The sequence below is a fragment of the Achromobacter sp. ACM01 genome (genome assembly GCF_014851745.1).
Classification (GTDB): Bacteria; Pseudomonadota; Gammaproteobacteria; order Burkholderiales; family Burkholderiaceae_B; genus Achromobacter; species Achromobacter aegrifaciens.
In genome coordinates this window covers 970,355-989,845 of the sequence record NZ_JACVAF010000003.1, presented here as the reverse complement: position 1 = coordinate 989,845, position 19,491 = coordinate 970,355, and the positions used below count along the sequence as shown (strand labels likewise).

General features: G+C 67.0%; 17 protein-coding genes. 11 read left to right on the top strand and 6 right to left on the bottom strand.

What is annotated here, in order from left to right:
- Positions 1–98 precede the first annotated feature (98 nt).
- From IB268_RS19355 to IB268_RS19340, 4 genes are all read left to right on the top strand, one after another.
- Positions 99–1,019 carry a DMT family transporter gene (locus tag IB268_RS19355; protein WP_192352510.1) on the top strand — a complete coding sequence of 307 codons (921 nt, stop codon included), beginning with the start codon at positions 99–101 and terminating at the stop codon, positions 1,017–1,019.
- Between the two features lie 106 nt (positions 1,020–1,125).
- The gene (gene ettA, locus IB268_RS19350; RefSeq protein ID WP_054457363.1) at positions 1,126–2,799 is read left to right on the top strand and encodes an energy-dependent translational throttle protein EttA; all 1,674 of its coding nucleotides are present in this window, start codon (positions 1,126–1,128) and stop codon (positions 2,797–2,799) included.
- Between the two features lie 124 nt (positions 2,800–2,923).
- Positions 2,924–3,457 (top strand): isochorismatase family protein, encoded by a 534-nt coding sequence (locus IB268_RS19345; protein ID WP_125471667.1) that lies wholly within the window; start codon positions 2,924–2,926, stop codon positions 3,455–3,457.
- A 191-nt stretch (positions 3,458–3,648) separates the two neighbouring features.
- Positions 3,649–3,873 (top strand): glycine zipper 2TM domain-containing protein, encoded by a 225-nt coding sequence (locus IB268_RS19340; RefSeq protein WP_042796532.1) that lies wholly within the window; start codon positions 3,649–3,651, stop codon positions 3,871–3,873.
- 84 nt (positions 3,874–3,957) lie between these two features.
- Here IB268_RS19340 and minE read toward each other — a convergent pair whose 3' ends face one another.
- The 4 genes from minE to IB268_RS19320 form a co-directional block, all read right to left on the bottom strand.
- Positions 3,958–4,215, bottom strand: coding sequence for a cell division topological specificity factor MinE (gene minE, locus IB268_RS19335; RefSeq protein WP_006217654.1), 258 nt, complete (start codon positions 4,213–4,215; stop codon positions 3,958–3,960).
- A gap of 3 nt (positions 4,216–4,218) precedes the next feature.
- Positions 4,219–5,034, bottom strand: a complete 816-nt coding sequence (gene minD, locus IB268_RS19330; RefSeq protein ID WP_041652327.1) for a septum site-determining protein MinD — start codon at positions 5,032–5,034, stop codon at positions 4,219–4,221.
- Positions 5,035–5,175: 141 nt separating this feature from the next.
- Positions 5,176–6,042 carry a septum site-determining protein MinC gene (minC, locus tag IB268_RS19325; protein WP_054457360.1) on the bottom strand — a complete coding sequence of 289 codons (867 nt, stop codon included), beginning with the start codon at positions 6,040–6,042 and terminating at the stop codon, positions 5,176–5,178.
- Positions 6,043–6,202: 160 nt separating this feature from the next.
- Positions 6,203–7,969, bottom strand: a complete 1,767-nt coding sequence (locus IB268_RS19320; RefSeq protein ID WP_054457358.1) for a glutamine--tRNA ligase/YqeY domain fusion protein — start codon at positions 7,967–7,969, stop codon at positions 6,203–6,205.
- A gap of 136 nt (positions 7,970–8,105) precedes the next feature.
- On the opposite strand from IB268_RS19320, the gene IB268_RS19315 reads away from it, so the two are divergent.
- Positions 8,106–9,449 carry a cytochrome ubiquinol oxidase subunit I gene (locus IB268_RS19315; protein ID WP_054457356.1) on the top strand — a complete coding sequence of 448 codons (1,344 nt, stop codon included), beginning with the start codon at positions 8,106–8,108 and terminating at the stop codon, positions 9,447–9,449.
- Positions 9,446–10,498 (top strand): cytochrome d ubiquinol oxidase subunit II, encoded by a 1,053-nt coding sequence (locus tag IB268_RS19310; RefSeq protein WP_054457351.1) that lies wholly within the window; start codon positions 9,446–9,448, stop codon positions 10,496–10,498. Before IB268_RS19315 ends, IB268_RS19310 begins: the two co-directional genes overlap by 4 nt.
- Positions 10,499–10,528: 30 nt before the next feature.
- Here IB268_RS19310 and recQ read toward each other — a convergent pair whose 3' ends face one another.
- Positions 10,529–12,358, bottom strand: a complete 1,830-nt coding sequence (recQ, locus tag IB268_RS19305; RefSeq protein WP_054457350.1) for a DNA helicase RecQ — start codon at positions 12,356–12,358, stop codon at positions 10,529–10,531.
- A 94-nt stretch (positions 12,359–12,452) separates the two neighbouring features.
- Positions 12,453–13,757: a hypothetical protein gene (locus IB268_RS19300; protein WP_054457347.1), complete on the bottom strand. Its 1,305-nt coding sequence runs from the start codon at positions 13,755–13,757 to the stop codon at positions 12,453–12,455.
- Between the two features lie 217 nt (positions 13,758–13,974).
- Between IB268_RS19300 and IB268_RS19295 the strand changes: the two genes are divergently transcribed.
- The 5 genes from IB268_RS19295 to IB268_RS19275 all read left to right on the top strand — a co-directional run bounded on the left by IB268_RS19295 (position 13,975) and on the right by IB268_RS19275 (position 19,486).
- A complete protein-coding gene (locus IB268_RS19295; protein WP_054457345.1) occupies positions 13,975–14,676 on the top strand; it encodes a response regulator in 702 nt (233 codons plus the stop codon).
- Positions 14,676–16,238, top strand: coding sequence for an ATP-binding protein (locus tag IB268_RS19290; protein WP_054457343.1), 1,563 nt, complete (start codon positions 14,676–14,678; stop codon positions 16,236–16,238). Before IB268_RS19295 ends, IB268_RS19290 begins: the two co-directional genes overlap by 1 nt.
- Positions 16,239–16,326: 88 nt before the next feature.
- The gene (ruvB, locus tag IB268_RS19285; protein ID WP_054457342.1) at positions 16,327–17,400 is read left to right on the top strand and encodes a Holliday junction branch migration DNA helicase RuvB; all 1,074 of its coding nucleotides are present in this window, start codon (positions 16,327–16,329) and stop codon (positions 17,398–17,400) included.
- A gap of 109 nt (positions 17,401–17,509) precedes the next feature.
- Positions 17,510–18,475 carry a threo-3-hydroxy-L-aspartate ammonia-lyase gene (locus IB268_RS19280; RefSeq protein ID WP_054457340.1) on the top strand — a complete coding sequence of 322 codons (966 nt, stop codon included), beginning with the start codon at positions 17,510–17,512 and terminating at the stop codon, positions 18,473–18,475.
- 102 nt (positions 18,476–18,577) lie between these two features.
- Positions 18,578–19,486: a complex I NDUFA9 subunit family protein gene (locus IB268_RS19275; RefSeq protein ID WP_175181127.1), complete on the top strand. Its 909-nt coding sequence runs from the start codon at positions 18,578–18,580 to the stop codon at positions 19,484–19,486.
- The last annotated feature ends 5 nt before the right edge of the window (positions 19,487–19,491 follow it).

Below are 19,491 nucleotides of genomic sequence, written 5' to 3'. Positions count from 1 at the left end.
CGGAACTTCGTCTGGTTTTTTCTGTTTTTCATTATATACATCAGGTCGGACAGATCCTACACTGGCCCTGTCTCATCTACGCCTGTGCATTGCCCCTCATGACCCGCGCTTCCTCTCCGCATATTCCCGCCCGTTATCTGCTTTATCCGTTGCTGGCAGCCTTGATCTGGTCGGTCAACATGATCGTCACCAAGATGGCGGCCAGCGCCATCGCGCCGGCCGCCATCGGCTTCTACCGCTGGGCCCTGGCCGGGGTGGTGCTGACGCCGTTCGTGCTGCCGGGCGTCTGGGCGCAGCGCCGCCAGATTCTGCCCCACCTGCCCAAACTGGCGGTGCTGGGCGGCTTGGGCATGGCCCTGTACCAGGGCCTGGCCTATGTGGCGGCCGCCAGCACCACGGCGACCAATATGGGCATCATCACGGCGATGATTCCGCTGATGACCATCGCGGTGGTGGCGCTGCTGCTGCGCGAACTGCCCTCGGTCATGGCCATGCTGGGTGGGCTGCTGTCGCTGGCGGGCCTGGCGCTGCTGATCGGCGAGGGCGATCCCGCCCGCCTGCTTGAAGTGGGCGCCAACCGCGGCGATCTGCTGATGGGCGTGGGCGCGCTGGCCTATGCGCTATACGGCGTGCTGCTGCGCCGCTGGGCATTGCCGGTGGGACCGTGGCAGTCGCTGTATGTGCAGGTGGCTTTCGGCGTGCTGTTCCAGCTGCCCGCTTTCCTGATGGCGCCGCCTTCACCGCTCAACGGCGACAACCTGCCCCTGGTGCTGTATGCGGCGGTATTCCCGTCGTTGTTCGCGCCCTTCCTGTGGATGCAGGGCGTCAAGCACCTGGGCCCCAACCGCGCCAGCATTTTCCTCAACCTCATGCCGGTGGCCACGGTGGCGATCGCGGCCGTGTTCCTGGACGAAAAGCCCCATCTGTTCCATATCGTCGGCGGGGCGATGGCGCTGGCTGGCGTGATGCTGGCGCAAATGCGCGCCGGCGGCCGGGCGACGCGGCCCAAGGCCGCCTGAAGGGCCGGGTACGCCGCAAGGGCCGGCCATTTGGCGGCGGACATACGCGGGTCAGGGTTCCGGCCTACAATCGACGGTTCATCAGCTATATCTCCTATACGAGCCCATGGCCCAATACGTCTACACCATGAACCGCGTCGGCAAGATCGTGCCGCCCAAGCGGCAGATCCTGCGCGACATTTCGCTTTCGTTTTTTCCTGGCGCCAAGATCGGCGTGCTGGGCCTGAACGGCTCGGGCAAGTCGACGCTGCTGAAGATCATGGCCGGCGTCGATAAGGAAATCGAAGGCGAAGCCATCCCCATGCCGGGCCTGAACATCGGCTACCTGCCGCAGGAACCGCAGCTCAACCCCGAGCACACGGTGCGCCAGTCGGTGGAAGAGGGCCTGGGCGCCGTCGTCTCGGCCAAGAAGCGCCTGGACGAGGTCTATGCCGCCTACGCCGAGCCGGATGCGGATTTCGACGCACTGGCCGCCGAGCAGGCCGAGCTTGAGGCCATCATCGCCGCCGCCGCCTCCAGCGGCGCCGACGACATCGAACACCAGATGGAAATCGCTGCCGACGCGCTGCGCCTGCCGCCCTGGGATGCCATCGTCGGCAAGCTGTCCGGCGGTGAAAAGCGCCGCGTGGCGCTGTGCCGCCTGTTGCTGTCCAAACCCGACATGCTGCTGCTGGACGAACCCACCAACCACCTTGACGCCGAAAGCGTGGAGTGGCTGGAGCAGTTCCTGCACAAGTTCCCCGGCACCGTGGTGGGCGTGACCCACGATCGCTACTTCCTGGACAACGCGGCCGAATGGATCCTGGAACTGGACCGCGGTTATGGCATTCCCTGGAAGGGCAACTACAGCTCGTGGCTGGAGCAGAAGGAAGATCGCCTGAAGCAGGAAGAGGCGTCGGAATCCGCCCGCCAGAAGACCATCAAGAAGGAACTGGAGTGGGTGCGCCAGAACCCGAAGGGCCGCCAGGCCAAGGCCAAGGCGCGTCTGGCCCGCTTCGAGGAACTGTCGTCCTACGAATACCAGAAGCGCAATGAAACCCAGGAAATCTTCATTCCCGTGGGCGAGCGCCTGGGCAACGAGGTCATCGAATTCAACAACGTCAGCAAGGCCTATGGCGACCGCCTGCTGATCGACAACCTCAGCTTCAAGGTGCCGCCCGGCGCCATCGTCGGCATCATCGGCGCCAACGGCGCCGGTAAGTCCACGCTGTTCCGCATGATCGCGGGCCGCGAGCAGCCGGATTCGGGCGAGGTCAACATCGGCCAGACCGTCAAGCTGGCCTATGTCGACCAGTCGCGCGATGCGCTGGAAGACAAGAAGACCGTGTTCGACGCGGTGGCCGACGGCGCCGACCTGCTCACGGTGGGCAAGTTCGAAATGTCGTCGCGCGCCTATCTGGGCCGCTTCAACTTCAAGGGCGGCGACCAGAACAAGGTCGTGGGCCAGCTGTCCGGCGGTGAACGCGGCCGCCTGCACATGGCCAAGACCCTGATCGCCGGCGGCAACGTGCTGCTGCTGGACGAACCGTCCAACGACCTCGACGTCGAAACCTTGCGCGCGCTGGAAGACGCATTGCTGGAGTTCCCCGGCAGCGTCATGGTCATCAGCCACGATCGCTGGTTCCTGGACCGGATCGCCACGCACATCCTGGCCTTCGAAGGCGACTCGCAAGTCGTGTTCTTCGATGGCAACTACCAGGAATATGAAGCCGACAAGAAGCGCCGCCTGGGCGAAGAGGGCGCCAAGCCCAAGCGCCTGCGCTACAAGGCCCTGAAGTAATCGGCGCCTGAAAACGACCCCGGCCTCGCGCCGGGATTTTTTTTGCCGGAGGTATGCTAAGGGCTGTTCAAGGCTTCGTTCTGCGTGAGCCGGCCTTGAGGACTTCTTCCAGGAGCACCGCGCAATGTTGTTGTCCGCTACCGATTCCACCCTGCTGATCGTCGACATGCAAGGGCGCCTGATGCCCGTCATCCATGACAACGAGGCGGTGCTTCGCGCCGCGCACAAGCTTGCGCAGGCTGCGCGACTGCTGGACGTGCCGGTGGTGGCTACCGAGCACCACGCCAAGATGCTGGGGACCACCGTGGAGCCGCTGCGCGAGCAAGTCCAGAGCGCCTTCCAGAAAATGCACTTCTCTTCGGCGCTGGAGCCGGGCTTCGAGGCCTGGTTGCCGGCCGCGCGCAAGACCATCCTGGTGGCGGGCTGCGAGGCGCACATCTGCGTGCTGCAAACCGTGATCGGCTTGATTGACCTGGGCTACCACGCGGTGCTGGTGGCGGATGCGGCGGGCTCGCGCAAGCCGGCCGATCATCACGCGGCGTTGCGCCGCGCGCGTGCGCATGGCGCTGAAATCGTCACGTCCGAGATGGCGATATTCGAGTGGATGCGCACTTGTGAACACCCGCGCTTCCGCGAGGTGTTACGTCTGGTCAAATAGCGGCCGCGCGCTGCAACAATGTCCCTAGGGCGCGCAAAGATTAACTCGCCCTTTGACACAATTCATGGGCAAACTTCACAGCCAGGGCAAGAATATTTTGCGATCCTGAAGGTTCCAGGCCCTTATGGGCGCCGCGCGCTCGCATCCAGTTTCATGCGCGGCTCCCGGGTACGAGAATAGGAACCACAAATATGAAAATCGCATCTCTCTCCAAAATCTGTGTCGCGCTGGCGATGACCGCCGCCATGGCTGGGTGCTCTTCGTGGGACGGCATGAGCCATCGCCAGAAGAGCGCCGTCGGCGGCGCTGCGCTGGGCGGCGTGGCAGGCGCTGTGATCACCAACGGCGGCATCCTCGGAACGGTGGGCGGAGCGGCGATCGGCGGCGTCATCGGCGATCAGGTCGGCAAGCGCTAAGCGTCCGTCGCCCCAAAGCAAATGCCCGGCATCGCCGGGCATTTTTTTTGATTGTGATGCGCGCCAGGGGCGCGCACAGCCGCATCAGGTCTCGTTCTGCGGCATTTCGATCTTGACCTCCAGGACCTCCAGCGTGTCCTGGCGTTCCAGGTGCACTTTGATGTCCTCGGGGTTGATCTTCACGTATTTCGAAATGACGGCGATAAGCTCCTGCTGCAACTGCGGCAGGTAATCGGGCGAGTCGCCGCGGCCCCGCTCGTGGGCCAGGATGATCTGCAACCGTTCCTTGGCGACGGATGCGGAGGTCTTCTTTTGACCAAGCAGAAACGACAGGAAGGACATTGCTTATTTGCCTCCGAACAGGCGTTTCAGGAAACCGGGCTTTTCATAGTCGGTAAAGCGCAGGGCCTTGTCTTCGCCAAGGTAACGGGCCACGACGTCCTTGTAGGCTTCGGAAACGTCGGTGTCTCTGAGGTGGATGGCCGGCAGGCCCTGGTTCGACGCTTGCAGCACCGCTTCGGATTCGGGGATCACACCGATCAGCTTGATGCGCAGGATGTCCTCGATGTCGCCCAGCGACAGCATTTCGCCGTCGACCACGCGCTTGGGGCTGTAGCGCGTCAGCAGCAGGTATTCCTTGACCGGTTCATCGCCTTCCACGGCGCGCTTGGACTTGGCGGCGAGGATGCCCAGGATGCGGTCGGAGTCGCGCACCGACGAGACTTCCGGGTTGGTCACGACCAGCGCGTCGTCGGCGAAATAGGCGGCCATCAGCGCGCCCGTTTCGATGCCGGCGGGCGAGTCGCAGACGATGTAGTCAAAGCCCATGCCCTTGAGGTCATTGATGACCTTTTCCACGCCTTCCTGCGTCAGCGCGTCTTTGTCGCGCGTCTGCGAGGCGGGCAGGATGAACAGGTTTTCGAGCTGCTTGTCCTTGATGAGAGCCTGGTTGAGCGTGGCTTCGCCCTGGATCACGTTGACGAAGTCGTACACGACGCGACGTTCGCAGCCCATGATCAGGTCGAGGTTGCGCAGGCCGACATCGAAGTCGATGACAGCGGTCTTGTGGCCCCGCATCGCGAGTCCCGCAGAAAAACTGGCGCTGGTCGTGGTTTTGCCCACGCCGCCTTTGCCGGAAGTCACCACAACAATGCGTGTCATGACGATCAAACCCTTATGTTCGAATAAATCGCGTTATCGTAAAGCAAAAAGCCCTTGTAAGGCTTCTTACAGGATGTGTTGAAATTTGCGCGGGTGTCTGCGCGTGCGCATTGGCCGCCGCTGGCGGCCAGATTCCGGATATCAAGCCTTGAGGGCTTCGATGCGCAGCGTGTCGCCGTCCAGGCGGACCAGCGCGGGCTGGTTCTGCAGCGTGCGGTCCAGCTTGTCCTCGACCACGCGGTACACGCCGGCCACGGCCAGCAGCTCGGCGTCCAGGTGGGTCGTGAAAATGCGCGCGGAGGTATCGCCGCGTGCGCCGGCCATGGCCTTGCCGCGCAACGGGCCGTAGACGTGGATGTTGCCGTCGGCAATGACTTCGGCGCCCTGGCTCACCATGCCGATCACCACCAGGTCCGTGTGGCGCGCGTAGACGCGCTGGCCGGAACGCAGCGGCTTGGTAATGACCAGCGCCGATGACGAGTGCGGCGCGGCGGGCGTGGGACTGGAGGCCGAGGTGGTGTTGCTGGCTGCGCGCGCGGGCAGCGGTTCGCCCGCGGGTTTGTCGGCGGGCGCTTCCGGTTCGGCGGCTGCTTCGGTGGGAGCTGCCGCGGTTTCGATCGCGGCGGCCGGCACAGAAGGCACCGGCGTGGAGACGTCGTTGGGCGGCGCGGTGTCGATCACTGGCGCGGGTCGGGCCGCGGGCGTGGACAGTTCAACCGGAGTGAGGCCCGCCGCGCGCGCGGATTCCAGATTGGCGCCTTCGGCGACCACGCCGATGGGAGGCAGGTTATGGCCGCGCAATGCCGCCACCAGGGCGGTCCAATCGATTTTTTCCTCGACGCGGCTGGCGTCGACGACCACGGGTTCGTTTTCGAAGAAGCTGCCGGCATCGGCCATGCGCTTGGCCAGGGCGGCGTTCAGGCGTTCGGGGTCGGCGCTGTGCAGGACCACCCGGATGGCATAGAGGGTGGCGCTTTTGAAGTCCAGGGCTAGGGATTCAGTGTTCATCTTGATTGTGGCTGGCGGTCTTGGGGCCGGGAAACGGCGGGCTCGACCGGCTGCGGGGTTCGGGGGATGATAACCCGCCCAGGGGCCGCATGCGCAGGGGGCGGACCCAAAGAAAAAGGCGCCTTTCGGCGCCTATTTCCGGCAATGCGCGCGCGGCGCGTCAGCCTTGCGCCCAGGAGTCGCGCAGGGTCACGATGCGGTTGAGCACCGGCGCTTCGGGGCTGGATTCCTTCAGGTCGGCCGTGAAGTAGCCCAGGCGTTCGAACTGCCAGGTGGCGCCCGGCGTGGCGACGGTGCCCGGCTCCAGCCAGGCCGTGACGGTCAGCTTGGAGTTCGGGTTCAGGCAGGCCAGGAAATCCTTGTCGCCGCCGTCCGGACGCGCGTCGGCGAACAGGCGGTCGTACAGGTGGATCTGGGCGGGCACCGCATGGGCCGCGCTGACCCAGGTGATGTTGCCCTTGACCTTGACGCTGTCGGCGCCCGGCGTGCCGCTCTTGGTTTCCGGCAGGTATTCAGCCTGGACCTCGATGACCTCGCCGGCTTCGTTCTTGGTGAAGCCGGTGCAGCGCACCACGTAGCCGTATTTCAGGCGCACGGTATTGCCCGGGAACAGGCGGAAGTACTTCTTGGGCGCTTCTTCGCGGAAGTCGTCGCGTTCGATCCAGAGTTCGCGCGACAGCGGGAACTCGCGCACGCCGGCTTCGGGATCGTGCGGGTTGCGCGGCGCGGTGCAGATCTCGGTCTGGCCTTCCGGGTAGTTGGTGATGACCAGCTTGAGCGGGTCCAGCACGGCCACCGAGCGCGGGGCGACCGGGTCCAGGTCGTCGCGCACTGCCTGCTCCAGCAGGCTGTAGTCGATGCGCGAGTCGGACTTGGACACGGCGGTGCGGTCGCAGAACAGGCGGATCGAGGAGGGCGTGTAGCCGCGCCGGCGCAGGCCGAAGATGGTCGGCATGCGGGGATCGTCCCAGCCGTCCACGTGGCCTTCGCGCACCAGTTGCAGCAGCTTGCGCTTGCTGGTGACGACGTAGCTCACGTTCAGGCGTGCGAATTCGTACTGGTGGGGCAGCGGCTGCGCCAGCTTGCCGAGTTCGGCCAGGCGCGCCAGGATCCAATCGTAGAACGGACGCTGGTCTTCGAATTCCAGCGTGCAGACGCTGTGCGTGATGCCTTCCAGCGCGTCTTCGACCGGGTGCGCCCAGCTGTACATCGGGTAGATGCACCACTGGTCGCCGGTGCGGTGATGGTGGGCGTGGCGCACGCGGTACATGACCGGGTCGCGCAGGTTGATGTTGGGCGAAGCCATGTTGATCTTCGCGCGCAGCACCAGGCTGCCGTCCGGATGCTTGCCGTCGCGCATTTCGCGCAGCAGCGTCAGCGACTCGGCGGCCGGGCGGTTGCGCCAGGGCGAGTCGGTGCCGGGTTCGGTCAGCGTGCCGCGGTTGGCGCGGATTTCTTCGGGGCTTTGCTCGTCGACGTAGGCGTGGCCGGCCTCGACCAAGGCCTCGGCGAACTCGTACATGTAGCCGAAGTAGTCGCTGGCGAAGTACAGGTTGTCATTGCCGTCGGCCTTCCAGTCGAAGCCCAGCCAGTGCACGGCCTCGATGATGGCGTCGACGTATTCCTGGTCTTCCTTTTCCGGATTGGTGTCGTCAAAGCGCAGATGGCAGACGCCGCCGAAATCGCGGGCCAGCCCGAAGTTCACGCAGATGCTCTTGGCGTGGCCGAGGTGCAGGTAGCCGTTGGGCTCCGGCGGGAAGCGCGTGCGGATGCGGGCCGAATCCAGTCCGCCTTGTTGTTGCAAGGCCGCCGGGCCAGGCTTGCCCGCCCAACGCTTGCCTGCGAAGCGCTGGGCTTCGAGGTCGTCTTGAACGATGTTGAGCAGGAAATTTGATGCGGCAGGGGTCGGCGTCGTGGCGGAGGTCATTCTTGAAAGAATAGGAAAAAGCAGCGACAAAGAGTCAATTTTGCCACGTTCCGCAGGCGGGGCCTTTTTGCTGCCGGTGCAACCGGTTTCAAACTGTCCCCACAGTCATGTAACTGGCTCTACACTACGGGCCATCATGGACATATCCACGTTATCCCTGGCCCGCACGCAGTTCGTGGCCAGCCTGAGCTTTCTGGCGTTTTTCCTGGCCTTCTCCCTGGCGCTCGCCTGGGTACTGCTGTTCTTCAAGATCAGGGCGCGCTGGTCCGGCCAGGGCGGCTGGACCGCCGCGTACCGCTTCTGGGTGCGGATATTCGCCCTGGCCTTCGTGCTGACGCTGGCGGCCAGCGTGCCGGTGCTGATCCAGCTGGGCAGCCTGTGGGCCGGCCTGATGGACAAGATCGGCAACGTGGCAGGCCCCTTGCTTGGCTACGCCATTCTCTCGGTCTTCATCCTCAAATCCTGTTTCCTGGGCGTCATGCTGTTCGGCCAACGCCGTGTGTCGGACGGCGCCCACACGCTGGCCGTGCTGATGGTGGCGGTGGGGCAGCTGGTGGCGGTGTTCTGGGTGCTCGCGCTGCAATCCTGGATGCAGACGCCGGACGGCGCGCTGCTGGTCGATGGACGCTATCAGGTCTATGACTGGATGGCCGTGGTGCTGAATCCCTCCGTGGGCTGGCGCATGGCGGTGGTGATGGTGGGCGCGGCGCTGGCCGCCGCGTTCCTGATGATGGGCGTGACGGCGCTGCAGGCCCTGCGGCGTCCGCTGGGCGACGGCGAGCGCAACGCGTTCAAGACCGCGCTGGTGGTCGCCGTGGTGGGGGCTTTCATGCAGTTGCCGGTCGCGACCGGCGCCGGGCAGATGATTGCCAAGCTGCAGCCCGCCAAGGCCGCTGCCGCCGCGGGCTATTGGGAAAGCGGTGCAGAGCCGCAACTGGTGCTGTTCGCCTGGCCCGATGCACGCGCCCATACCAACGTTGCCGACGTGACCCTGCGCAACATGGGTGGGATGTGGCTGCACCGCAACCAGGACGGCACCTACCGCGGCCTGGACAAGTATTCGGGCATGTTGCCGCCGGTGGCGCTGACCTTCTGGTCGTTGCGCGTGGCGGCAGGGCTGGGCTTGCTGATGCTGGCCGTGGCCTGCGTGACCTTCCTGTGGACGTTCCGGCGCGGGCTGGACCCGTCCACGCTGCCGCCGTGGTGGCAGCGGGTGCTGTGCGGCATGATGTTCTCCGGCGCCATCGCCGTCGTGGCCGGGTGGTGGGTATCCATCCTGGGCTTGCAGCCGTTCGCGGTGAATGGCACCGTCACGCAGTCCGAGGTGCTGGGCATCGTGGCCTCCAGCACCGTGCTGTACGGATTGATCGGCTATGGCGTGCTGTACCTGCTGCTGCTTGCGGCGTTCGTCGGCATGCTGTTCCACGCGGCGCGCTATGGCGTCGTGCCCGTGCGCAAACTGGCTGGAGGTACGCCATGATCGCCATGCTGGCCGCCTCCCAGGGCCTCAACCCCGACGATCCCTCTTTCTGGATGCCGCTGGCCTTCATGGCGCTGCTGTTCGTGGTGATTGCCGCGGGCATGGTGCTGGACGGTTTCGACCTGGGCGTGGGCATCCTGCTGCAACTGGCGCCGGAACACGAGCGCGGCCGCATGATGAGCCTGCTGAGCCCGTGGCGCGACGCCAATGAGTTCTGGCTGCTGCTGGGCATGGGCCTGTTCGCGGCGGCGTTCCCGTTCGCCTGGGGCGCGGTGCTGGGCAAGCTCTACGGACCGCTCACCTGCATGGTGCTGGGCGTGGTGCTGCGCAGCGTCTCGTTCGAGTTCCGCATCCGCGCGCGCAACGAAATGAAGCCGCGCTGGATCTTCGGCTTCTGGGCGGGGTCGCTGATCACCGCTTTCGGCCAGGGCATGCTGCTGGGCCGCATCGCCACCGGCTACCAGTCCGATGCCGGCTACGGCTGGTTCTCCATGTTCGTCGGCCTGTGCGCGGTGGCGGCCTATGTGCTGCTGGGCGCGTCCTGGCTGGTCATGCGGGTGGACGGCGATCTGCAGCGCCGCGCCGCCAACTGGGCCCGCCACGCCATCCGCTGGACGGCGGTGGGCATGGTGGCCATCGCGGTCACGCTGGGTCTGGCCAACGCGGGTATCTTCTACAAATGGAGCAACATCGCCCACCTGAGCCTGGCGGCGACGGTCTGGGTGCTGATGCTGGCGGGTTTCGTCGCAGCCGAAATGCTGCTGGCGCGGTTGCCGGGCAAGGCCGACCGTTTCAGCTGGCTGCCGTTCGTGCTGTGCGTGGCGCTGTTCCTGCTGATGCTCAGCGGCCTGGCCTACAGCCTGTTCCCCTACCTGATCCTGGACGACATGACGCTGTGGGACGGCGCGGGCGCGCTGGGTTCGATGCGTCTGGTGCTGGCCGGAGCGGTGGTGGGCATACCGGTGGTGCTGGTGTTCAATATCCTGGCGTACCGCTCGGTGTTCGGCAAGGAACGCGCCCCGGTGCCGCTGCTGCCGCCGCCGAGCTGATCCGGCCGGGAAGTCCGGCCGGAGCCGTCGTCACAAGACCGGCTTCGCTACCCGCTGCAGGATTTCTTCGCCGTAGGCTTCCAGCTTGCGGGCGCCCACGCCGCTGATGTGGCTCAGCTCGTCCATGGATTCGGGCTGGGCCAGGGCGATTTCGCGCAGGGTCGCGTCGTGGAAGATGACGTAGGCCGGCACCCCGTGGCTCTTGGCCACTTCGCCGCGCCAGGCGCGCAGGGCCTCGAATACAGGTTGCAGTTCGGCCGGCAGGTCGATGGCTGCCGCCTTGGGGCGGCCGCTGCCGCTCTTGCCCGAGCGCGGTTTCTTTTCGGATTCCCGGCGCAGCATCAATTGGCGTTCGCCCTTGAGCACGGCGCGGCTGCCTTCGGTCAGGGCCAGCGTGCCGTAGCCTTCGTGGTCCACCGTCAGCAGGCCTTGCGCCAGCAATTGGCGCAGCACGCCGCGCCAGGCGGTGTCGCTCAGGTCCGCGCCCACGCCGAATACGCTCAGCGTTTCGTGGCCGTGCTGCTTGGTGCGGTCGGTGACCTTGCCGCGCAGGATGTCGATGATGTGGCCGGCGCCATAGCGCTGGCCGCGTTCCTTCCACAGGCGGTAGACGGCGGACAGCACCTTCTGCGCCGCGACCGTGCCGTCCCAGGCCTGCGGCGGTTCCAGGCAGACGTCGCAATTGCCGCAGGCCGTGATCTGCTGGCCGAAGTAGGCCAGCAGACGCACGCGCCGGCATTCCACCGTTTCGCACAGCCCCAGCATGGCGTCCAGCTGCTGGCCCAGGCGGCGGCGGTAGGACTCTTCGCCCGGCGATTCGTCGATCATGCGGCGCTGCTGCACCACGTCCTGCAGGCCATAGGCCAGCCAGGCCGTGGCAGGCAGGCCGTCGCGGCCGGCACGGCCGGTTTCCTGGTAATAGCCTTCCACGGACTTGGGCAGGTCGATGTGCGCCACGAAGCGCACGTCGGGCTTGTCGATGCCCATGCCGAAGGCGATGGTGGCCACCATGACCACGGCGTCCTCGCGCAGGAAGCGCGCCTGGTTGGCGGCGCGCACCTGCGCGCTGAGGCCGGCGTGATAGGGCATGGCGTCGATGCCCTGGTTGCACAGGAACTCCGCGGTCTCTTCCACGCGGGCGCGCGACAGGCAATAGACCACGCCCGATTCGCCTTCATGATCGGTCTGGATCATTTCCAGCAATTGCTTGCGCACCTCGTTCTTTTCGATGATGCGGTAGCGGATGTTGGGGCGGTCGAAGCTGGAAACGAAGTGGCGCGCATCGTCCAGCGACAGGCGCTGGGCGATTTCGCGGCGGGTGTCGGCGGTGGCGGTCGCGGTGAGCGCGATGCGCGGCACGTCGGGCCAGCGCTCGTGCAGCATCGACAGGCCCAGGTATTCAGGGCGGAAGTCGTGGCCCCACTGGGACACGCAGTGGGCCTCGTCGATGGCGAACAGCGCGATGCGGCCGCGTTCCAGCAATTGCAGGCAGCGGTCGGTCAGCAGGCGTTCGGGCGCCACGTACAGCAGGTCCAGCTCGCCGGCCAGGAAGGCCTGCTCGACGTCGCGGGCCACCCGCCACTCCTGCGTGGAGTTGAGGAAGGCCGCGCGCACGCCCAGTTCGGTCAGGGCGTCGACCTGGTCCTGCATCAGCGCGATCAGGGGCGACACGACGATGCCGGTGCCTTCACGGACCAGGGACGGAATCTGGTAACAGAGCGACTTGCCGCCGCCCGTGGGCATGAGGACCAGCGCGTCGCCGCCGTCGATCACCTGTTCGACAATGGCTTGCTGGTCGCCGCGGAAGGATTCGTAACCGAAAACGCGCTGCAACACGCCGAGGGCGCGCGCGTCAGACATGGGGGTAGGCCGGGAGCATCATGGCAGGGATTTTAAGCCGCAATTCCGCCGGACCTTTTCCGGCAGGGAGATTTCTGTCCTGACCGCGGTCTGCCTACCAGCTCAGCCAGGTGCCGCGCATGAAGGTATCGACGGGCATGCTGAGGTTGGCGCGCCATTCGTAGTTGCCGGAAATGATGTCGCGGTCCGCGCCCACGGCCAGCTTGACCTTGGGCGCGACGAACATGCTGTGCGACAGGCCCACGCGCTGTTCGGCCAGCTCGGAGCCTTCCCGCAACCCCGAATAGGTGCCGCTGAGCACGCCCCAGCCGGTGATGGGGACGCCGGCGGAAAGCGTGTTGCGGGTGTGCGCCGCCGAAACCCCGCCGCCCGAGTAGCTGGACAGGTCGCCGTAGCCCGCGCCGACCTGCTCGTTGGAATAGCCCAGGTTGACGGCGTCGGCCACGGCCACGTTGTAGTCGAAGCGATAACGCCACGCGCTGGCCGCGTCGAAGGTGCTTTGCGTGGCCCCGGCGCGGAAGGTTCCATAGTCGCCCGCGGCGTAGGTGGTACCCATGCCGCGCGTCGTCAGCGACGGCGCGCTTTGCATCTGGCCCTCCACGGTCAGCGCCGGCGTAAGGCCGTAGCGCACGCTGCCGCTGCCTACCGGGTCGCCGTAGTCCACGGCCCCGGAACTGGCGGCCGGGTCCATGCGGTTCAGGCGGCCCAGCGACGAGGAATAGCCGAAGCTGCCTTCCGGGGCCGTGGCGCCGGATCCGGCCCAGTTCGAGATCTGCAGCCCGCCCACCGGCGCGCCGCTGCCCCAGGCGGGCGCCCTGGCGTCGATGTTGCCGACGGCGACGGAGGGGCCCGAGGTATTGCGGTAGACCCAGTTGCGGTTGCCGCCGTAGCGCAGGCCATCCTGGCTGCTGGCGGAGGCGAACCAGGGCCGGGAAGCGCGCGACACGCCAGAGATCATGACCACGGGTATGCGGGGCAGGTCGCCATCCTGGAGGGTGAGCGAGTAGTCCGGCGCAGGGTCTTCGGGCGTCGCGAGCACGGTGCAATCCTGCGGAACCGGCGCGGGCTGGGCATCGCCGGACAGTCCCAGTCCGGTGCCGGGGATCAGGTCCGTGTCGCCCGTGCTGTGTACGCTGGTGTCCAGCGCCGGCTCCATGGTCTGCATGTCGCAAGGGGACGGATCCAGCGGCACCGCGCGCGACGCCATCGAGGCTGCGGGGCGCACGGGCATGGGTTGAACCGGGGACAGTATGCCGATGCCGCGCGCAGAGGGCGGAGCGGGCATATAGGGGGACGCCGCAAGCGGATCGCCCAGGGCCGGGGCGATCGGGCAGGCAGAGGCCGCGACCAGCGCGGCGCGCAACAAGGGTTTTCGCCAGAGGAATGCAGGGGCGACCATAGGCACAGTGTAGAAAGGGAGCGCTGCCTTGCCTGTAAACGTTTTTTAGCAAAGCGGACAGAAGGCGGGCCGGGTTCCATTTTAGGGCCAGTCCGCATCGGGCGCTGCGCCGTGGCGGGAAAGCGCTGGTAAACGCGCTCAACATCGTGCAACAGGTATATTTCAGTTGATTTCCCGCCTCTTGCGGCTTGTAGCGGCGGGCCGCACTATGGCATCCATGGACAATCCACACACCAAGCTGCTGGTCGTCGACGACGATCCGGCCCTACGGCAATTGCTGGCCGACTACCTGAACCGGCACGGCTACGACACCCTGCTGGCGCCGGACGCCACCGACCTGTCGTCCCGCATCACCCGCTACGCGCCCGACCTGCTGGTGCTGGACCGCATGCTGCCCGGCGGCGACGGCGCAGACGCCTGCCGCCGCCTGCGCGAGCAGGGCGAGGACATTCCCGTCATCCTGCTGACCGCGCGTGACGAGGCGGTGGACCGCATCATCGGCCTGGAGGCCGGCGCCGACGACTACGTCGGCAAGCCGTTCGATCCGCGCGAGCTGCTGGCCCGCATCGAAGCCGTGCTGCGCCGCAAGCGCGGTCCGTCCGCGCTGACCAAGGACGCGCCGGTCTCGTTCGGTCCCTTCGTGTTCGATCCCTCCACCCGCCAGCTGTCGCGCGAAGGCACGGTGGTCAAGCTGACCGGCGGCGAAATCAATCTGCTGGAGGCGCTGGTGCGCAACGCGGGCAAGCCGCTGTCGCGCGAACGCCTGCTGGCGCTGGCGCGCGACGACGACGCGGGCGAACGCAATGACCGCGCCATCGACATCGCCATCCTGCGCCTGCGCCGGGTCATCGAAGACGATCCCAAGCAGCCGCGCTGGATCCAGACCGTCTGGGGCATTGGCTACCGGTTTTCGCCCTGATGCGCTTTTCTCCTGGCTTCCTGGTGCCGCGTTCGCTGCGGGCAAGGCTCATCCTGCTGATCCTGGGCTCGGTCCTGCTGACGCAGGCGGCCACGCTGGTGACGGTGTCGTACTTCCGGCACAAGTTCATGGAAGACGTGGCCATCGGCTACATCGTCACCACCATCCGCACCTTGCGCGCCGCGGTGTCGCAGGTGCCGGCGGAGGAACGCGCCGACTTCGTGCGCGCCGCCTCGCAGAACCAGTGGCGCCTGTGGTCGCGGGTGCTGCCCGCCGAGGCTAAGCTGCAACGCTTCAATGGCCGCCGCCCGCCGCCGAAGGCCGCCCCGAAGCCGCCGCCTCCGCCGCCCGCGGACATGCAGATACACGGCCCGCCGGCGCCGCCCCCCCCGGAAGTGCGCGACGAGGAGCATGGCGATGAACGCGCCAGCGCCAGGGAAGGCGAGCGCGCGCGCGATCGCGACCGCGAAGAACACAGCCGCCGCTATCAGCCTGAACCGGATGACATCCGCCGCGACCTGCGGGTGCTGGTGCAGCAGCTCAATGAACGTTTGAACGACGGCACGCGCGTGGCGCTGTCGCGCGGACCCACGCCGGAGATCTTCATTTCGCTGGCGCCCAACCCCGCCAGCGAGGACGCGCCGCGCCTGCGCGAATGGCTGGTCATCCCGCTGGACCGCCTGGATCCGCCGGTCGCGACGCCGTTCATCGCCGCCTGGCTGGGCGGCCTGGGGCTGCTGCTGTTGCTGGCGGTGGGTTTTTCCTGGCACATCACGCGTCCTATCACCCGGCTGGCCGACGCGGCCGACCGGTTGGCGGCAGGGCAGCCGCAACGGGTCGAGCCCTCGGGCCCTCACGAAACTCGGGTATTGGGAGAACGCTTCAACGCCATGCTGGATGCGCTGTCCGAATCCGATTCGGTGCGCCGCACGCTGCTGTCGGGCCTGCCGCATGACCTGAAGGGTCCCTTGTCGCGGATGTGGCTGCGCATCGAGCTGGCCGACGACTCCAAGCTGAAGGAGGGGCTGCGCGCGGACCTGCAGGACATGCAGCACATGGTCGACCAGTTCATCGGCTTCGTGCGCGGCACCGACCCGGCCGCCTACCGCTACGCCTCGATGCTGCTGTCCGACTGGCTGACCGAGCGCGTGGGCGCCTGGCAGGGCGCCGGCACCGATATCAGCCTGCGGGCCGGCGACGACGTCGCGACCCTGGTGGTGCAGGCGGACGCCGTGGCGCTGGGCCGCCTGCTGGACAACCTGATCGGCAATGCGCTGAACCACGGCGCGCCGCCGGTCCAGGTCAGTCTGAGGCATGAGGGACGCCACGCGGTGCTGGACGTGGCCGACCATGGCTCCGGCATCGTGCCGGAACGGCGCCAGGAAGCGCTGCGCCCGTTCAGCCGCCTGGACGACGCGCGCACGCGCACCGGCAGCGTGGGCCTGGGGCTGGCGCTGGCCGAGGCCATCGCACGGGCCCATGGCGGCTCGCTGGAGCTGCTTGAGGCGGAGTCTGGCGGGCTGTGCGTGCGGGTCAAGCTGCCGCTGTCCGAGACGCCCTAGGGGCGCCCGCAAGGGCGCTCGCTTCCCCCCTGGGCGGGTCGCGCTACGGTACGATGCATCCTGCTCAGCATTTTGTCGTTTCCGCACCATGGCCATCCAGTCCGATTCGCTTTCCTCCCGTCCCGACGCCCCCCGTATCGTGGCGCCGCAGCCGGTCTCGCCCAACGAGGAGTCGATCGAACGCGCCCTGCGGCCCAAGGCGCTGGACGAGTACGTCGGCCAGCAGCGCGCCCGGGAACAGCTGGAGATCTTCATCGCCGCAGCCAGGAAGCGCGGCGAGGCCCTGGATCACGTGCTGCTGTTCGGTCCCCCGGGCCTGGGCAAAACCACGCTGGCCCACATCATTGCGCATGAAATGGGGGTGCAGCTGCGCCAGACCTCCGGTCCGGTGCTGGAACGCCCGGGCGACCTGGCGGCGCTCTTGACCAACCTGGAAAAGAACGACGTCCTGTTCATCGACGAAATCCACCGCTTGTCGCCCGTGGTCGAGGAAATCCTCTATCCGGCGCTGGAGGACTTCCAGATCGACATCCTGATCGGCGAAGGCCCGGCCGCGCGCAGCGTGAAGCTGGACCTGCAGCCCTTCACCCTGGTCGGCGCCACCACCCGCGCCGGCATGCTGACCAACCCCCTGCGCGACCGCTTCGGCATCGTGTCGCGGCTGGAGTTCTACAACGCCGCCGATCTCGGCCACATCGTCACGCGCAGCGCCGGCCTCTTGAACGCCGGCATCACGCCGGACGGCGCGGCGGAAGTCGCGCGCCGCGCCCGCGGCACGCCCCGCATCGCCAACCGGCTGTTGCGCCGGGTGCGCGATTATGCCGAGGTCAAGGCGGGCGGCACCATCGATGCGGACGTCGCGGGCCGCGCGCTGGCCATGCTGGAGGTGGACCCGCAAGGCCTGGACCTGATGGACCGCAAGCTGCTCGAGGCCATCATCCACAAGTTCGACGGCGGTCCCGTCGGCGTGGACAGCCTGGCCGCCGCCATCGGCGAAGAGCGCGACACCATCGAGGACGTGATCGAGCCCTATCTGATCCAGCATGGCTACCTGCAGCGCACGCCGCGCGGCCGCACCGCCACGCTGACCACCTGGCGCCACCTGGGGCTGACCCCGCCCGCCGGCGCCACGGCGGGCTCCGGCGATCTTTTCGGGAAGTAGGCTGCGGGCAAACCGGACCGTGCCCGGGCGCCGGAGGGCGCCCGAAGCCGGCCGCGGGTTTATCATCCGGAGGTTTTGATTATTCTCCGCGATCAAAGGACCCAAGCCCATGCAGCCCGAATTGCCCACCTATGACGACGTCGTGCGCGCCAGCGAGCGCCTGGCCGGCAACGCGCACCGCACGCCCGTACTGACCTCGGCTACCGCCGATGCGATCAGCGGCGCGTCGGTCTTCTTCAAGTGCGAGAACTTCCAGCGCATGGGCGCTTTCAAGTTCCGCGGCGGCTACAACGCCATCGCCCGCCTGACCCCGGAACAGCGCGCCGCCGGCGTGGTCACGTTTTCGTCGGGCAACCACGCGCAGGCCATCGCACTGGCCTCCAAGCTGCAAGGGGTGCAGGCCACCATCATCATGCCGTTGGACGCCCCGGCCGCCAAGCGCGCCGCCACCGAGGGCTATGGCGGCAAGATCGTCACCTATGACCGCTACACCGAGGACCGCGAGGCGATCGCCCGCCGCATCCATGCGGAAACCGGCGCCACCCTGATCCCTCCCTACGATCACGAAGACGTGATCGCCGGCCAGGGCACCGCCGCCAAGGAACTGTTCGAGGAAGTGGGCGAGCTGGACTACCTGTTCGTCTGCCTGGGCGGCGGCGGCCTGCTGTCGGGATCGGCCCTTTCCGCCTACGCGCTGAGCCCGCGCTGCCTGGTCTACGGCGTCGAGCCCGAGGCTGGCAACGACGGCCAGCAGTCCTTGCGCAAAGGCGAAATCGTCCGCATCCCGGCGCCCAAGACCCTGGCCGATGGCGCCGCCACGACGCACCTGGGCAACCTGACCTTCCCGCTCATCCAGAAGCATGTGCGCGACATCGTCACGGTGACGGACGAACAGCTGGTCACCACCATGCGGTTCTTCGCCGAACGCATGAAGATGGTGGTGGAGCCCACCGGCTGCCTGGGCGCGGCCGCCGTCATGCAGAACGTGGTGCCGGTGCGCGGTGCGCGGGTCGGCGTCATCATCAGCGGCGGCAACGTCGACCTTCCGGCCTACGCCAAGCTGCTGGCGGGCTGAGCCCCTTCTGGCGGCCCCCTTGCGGGCCGCCGCCGCGCGCTTGCGGTTGTCGCGTGTGCAAGGCAGAATCGGGACTGAATCCTGACGAACAGGGGCTGCGACATGCGTATCCTTGTCATCGGCGGCACCGGTTTCATAGGCCGTCATCTGGTAGCGCGGCTATCCGCGGATCAGCATCAGATCGTCGTGCCCACCCGGCTCCACAGCCGCGGGCGCGACCTGCAGATTCTTCCCACCGTGACCTTGCTCGAAGCCGACGTGCACGACGACGCCACGCTGGACGGCCTGGCGCAGGGCTGCGACGCGGTCATCAACCTGGTGGGCATTCTGCACGGCAACGCCGGCCGGCCTTATGGCTCGGAATTCGCGCGGGCCCACGTGCTGCTGCCGCAGCGCATCGCGCAAGCTTGTCGCCGGCAGGGCGTGCGCAGGCTCATCCACATCAGCGCGCTGGGCGCCGATTCCAACGGCGACAGCATGTACCAGCGCTCCAAGGGCGACGGCGAAGCCGCCATCAAGCAGGAATTCCAGGGCAATCAGGACGGCGGCTGGACCATCTTCCGGCCCTCGGTGGTCTTCGGTCCGGACGACAAGTTCACCAATATGTTCGCCGGGCTGGCGCGGTGGCTGCCGGTGCTGCCGCTGGCCGGCGCGCATGTGCGCATGCAGCCGGTCTACGTGGGCGACGTGGTCGCTGCCATCGTCTCGGCCCTGGGCAATACGCACACCTGCGGCAAGACCTATGAACTGGGCGGACCCCAGGTCTACAGCCTGGGCGAGATCGCGCGCCTGTGCGCCGCCTGGAGCGGCCATCCGCGGCCGGTGGTCAGCATGCCGATGGGCGTGGGCCGCATGCAGGCCCGGCTGTTCGAATGCATGCCGGGCACGCCTTTGATGTCGCGCGACAATCTGGATTCCTTGCGCCGCGACAACATCTGCAGCGGGCCGATCGCGCCCGAACTGCACGTGGTGCCGACGGGCCTGGAAGCCGTGGCGCCGCGCTACCTGTAAGCCGG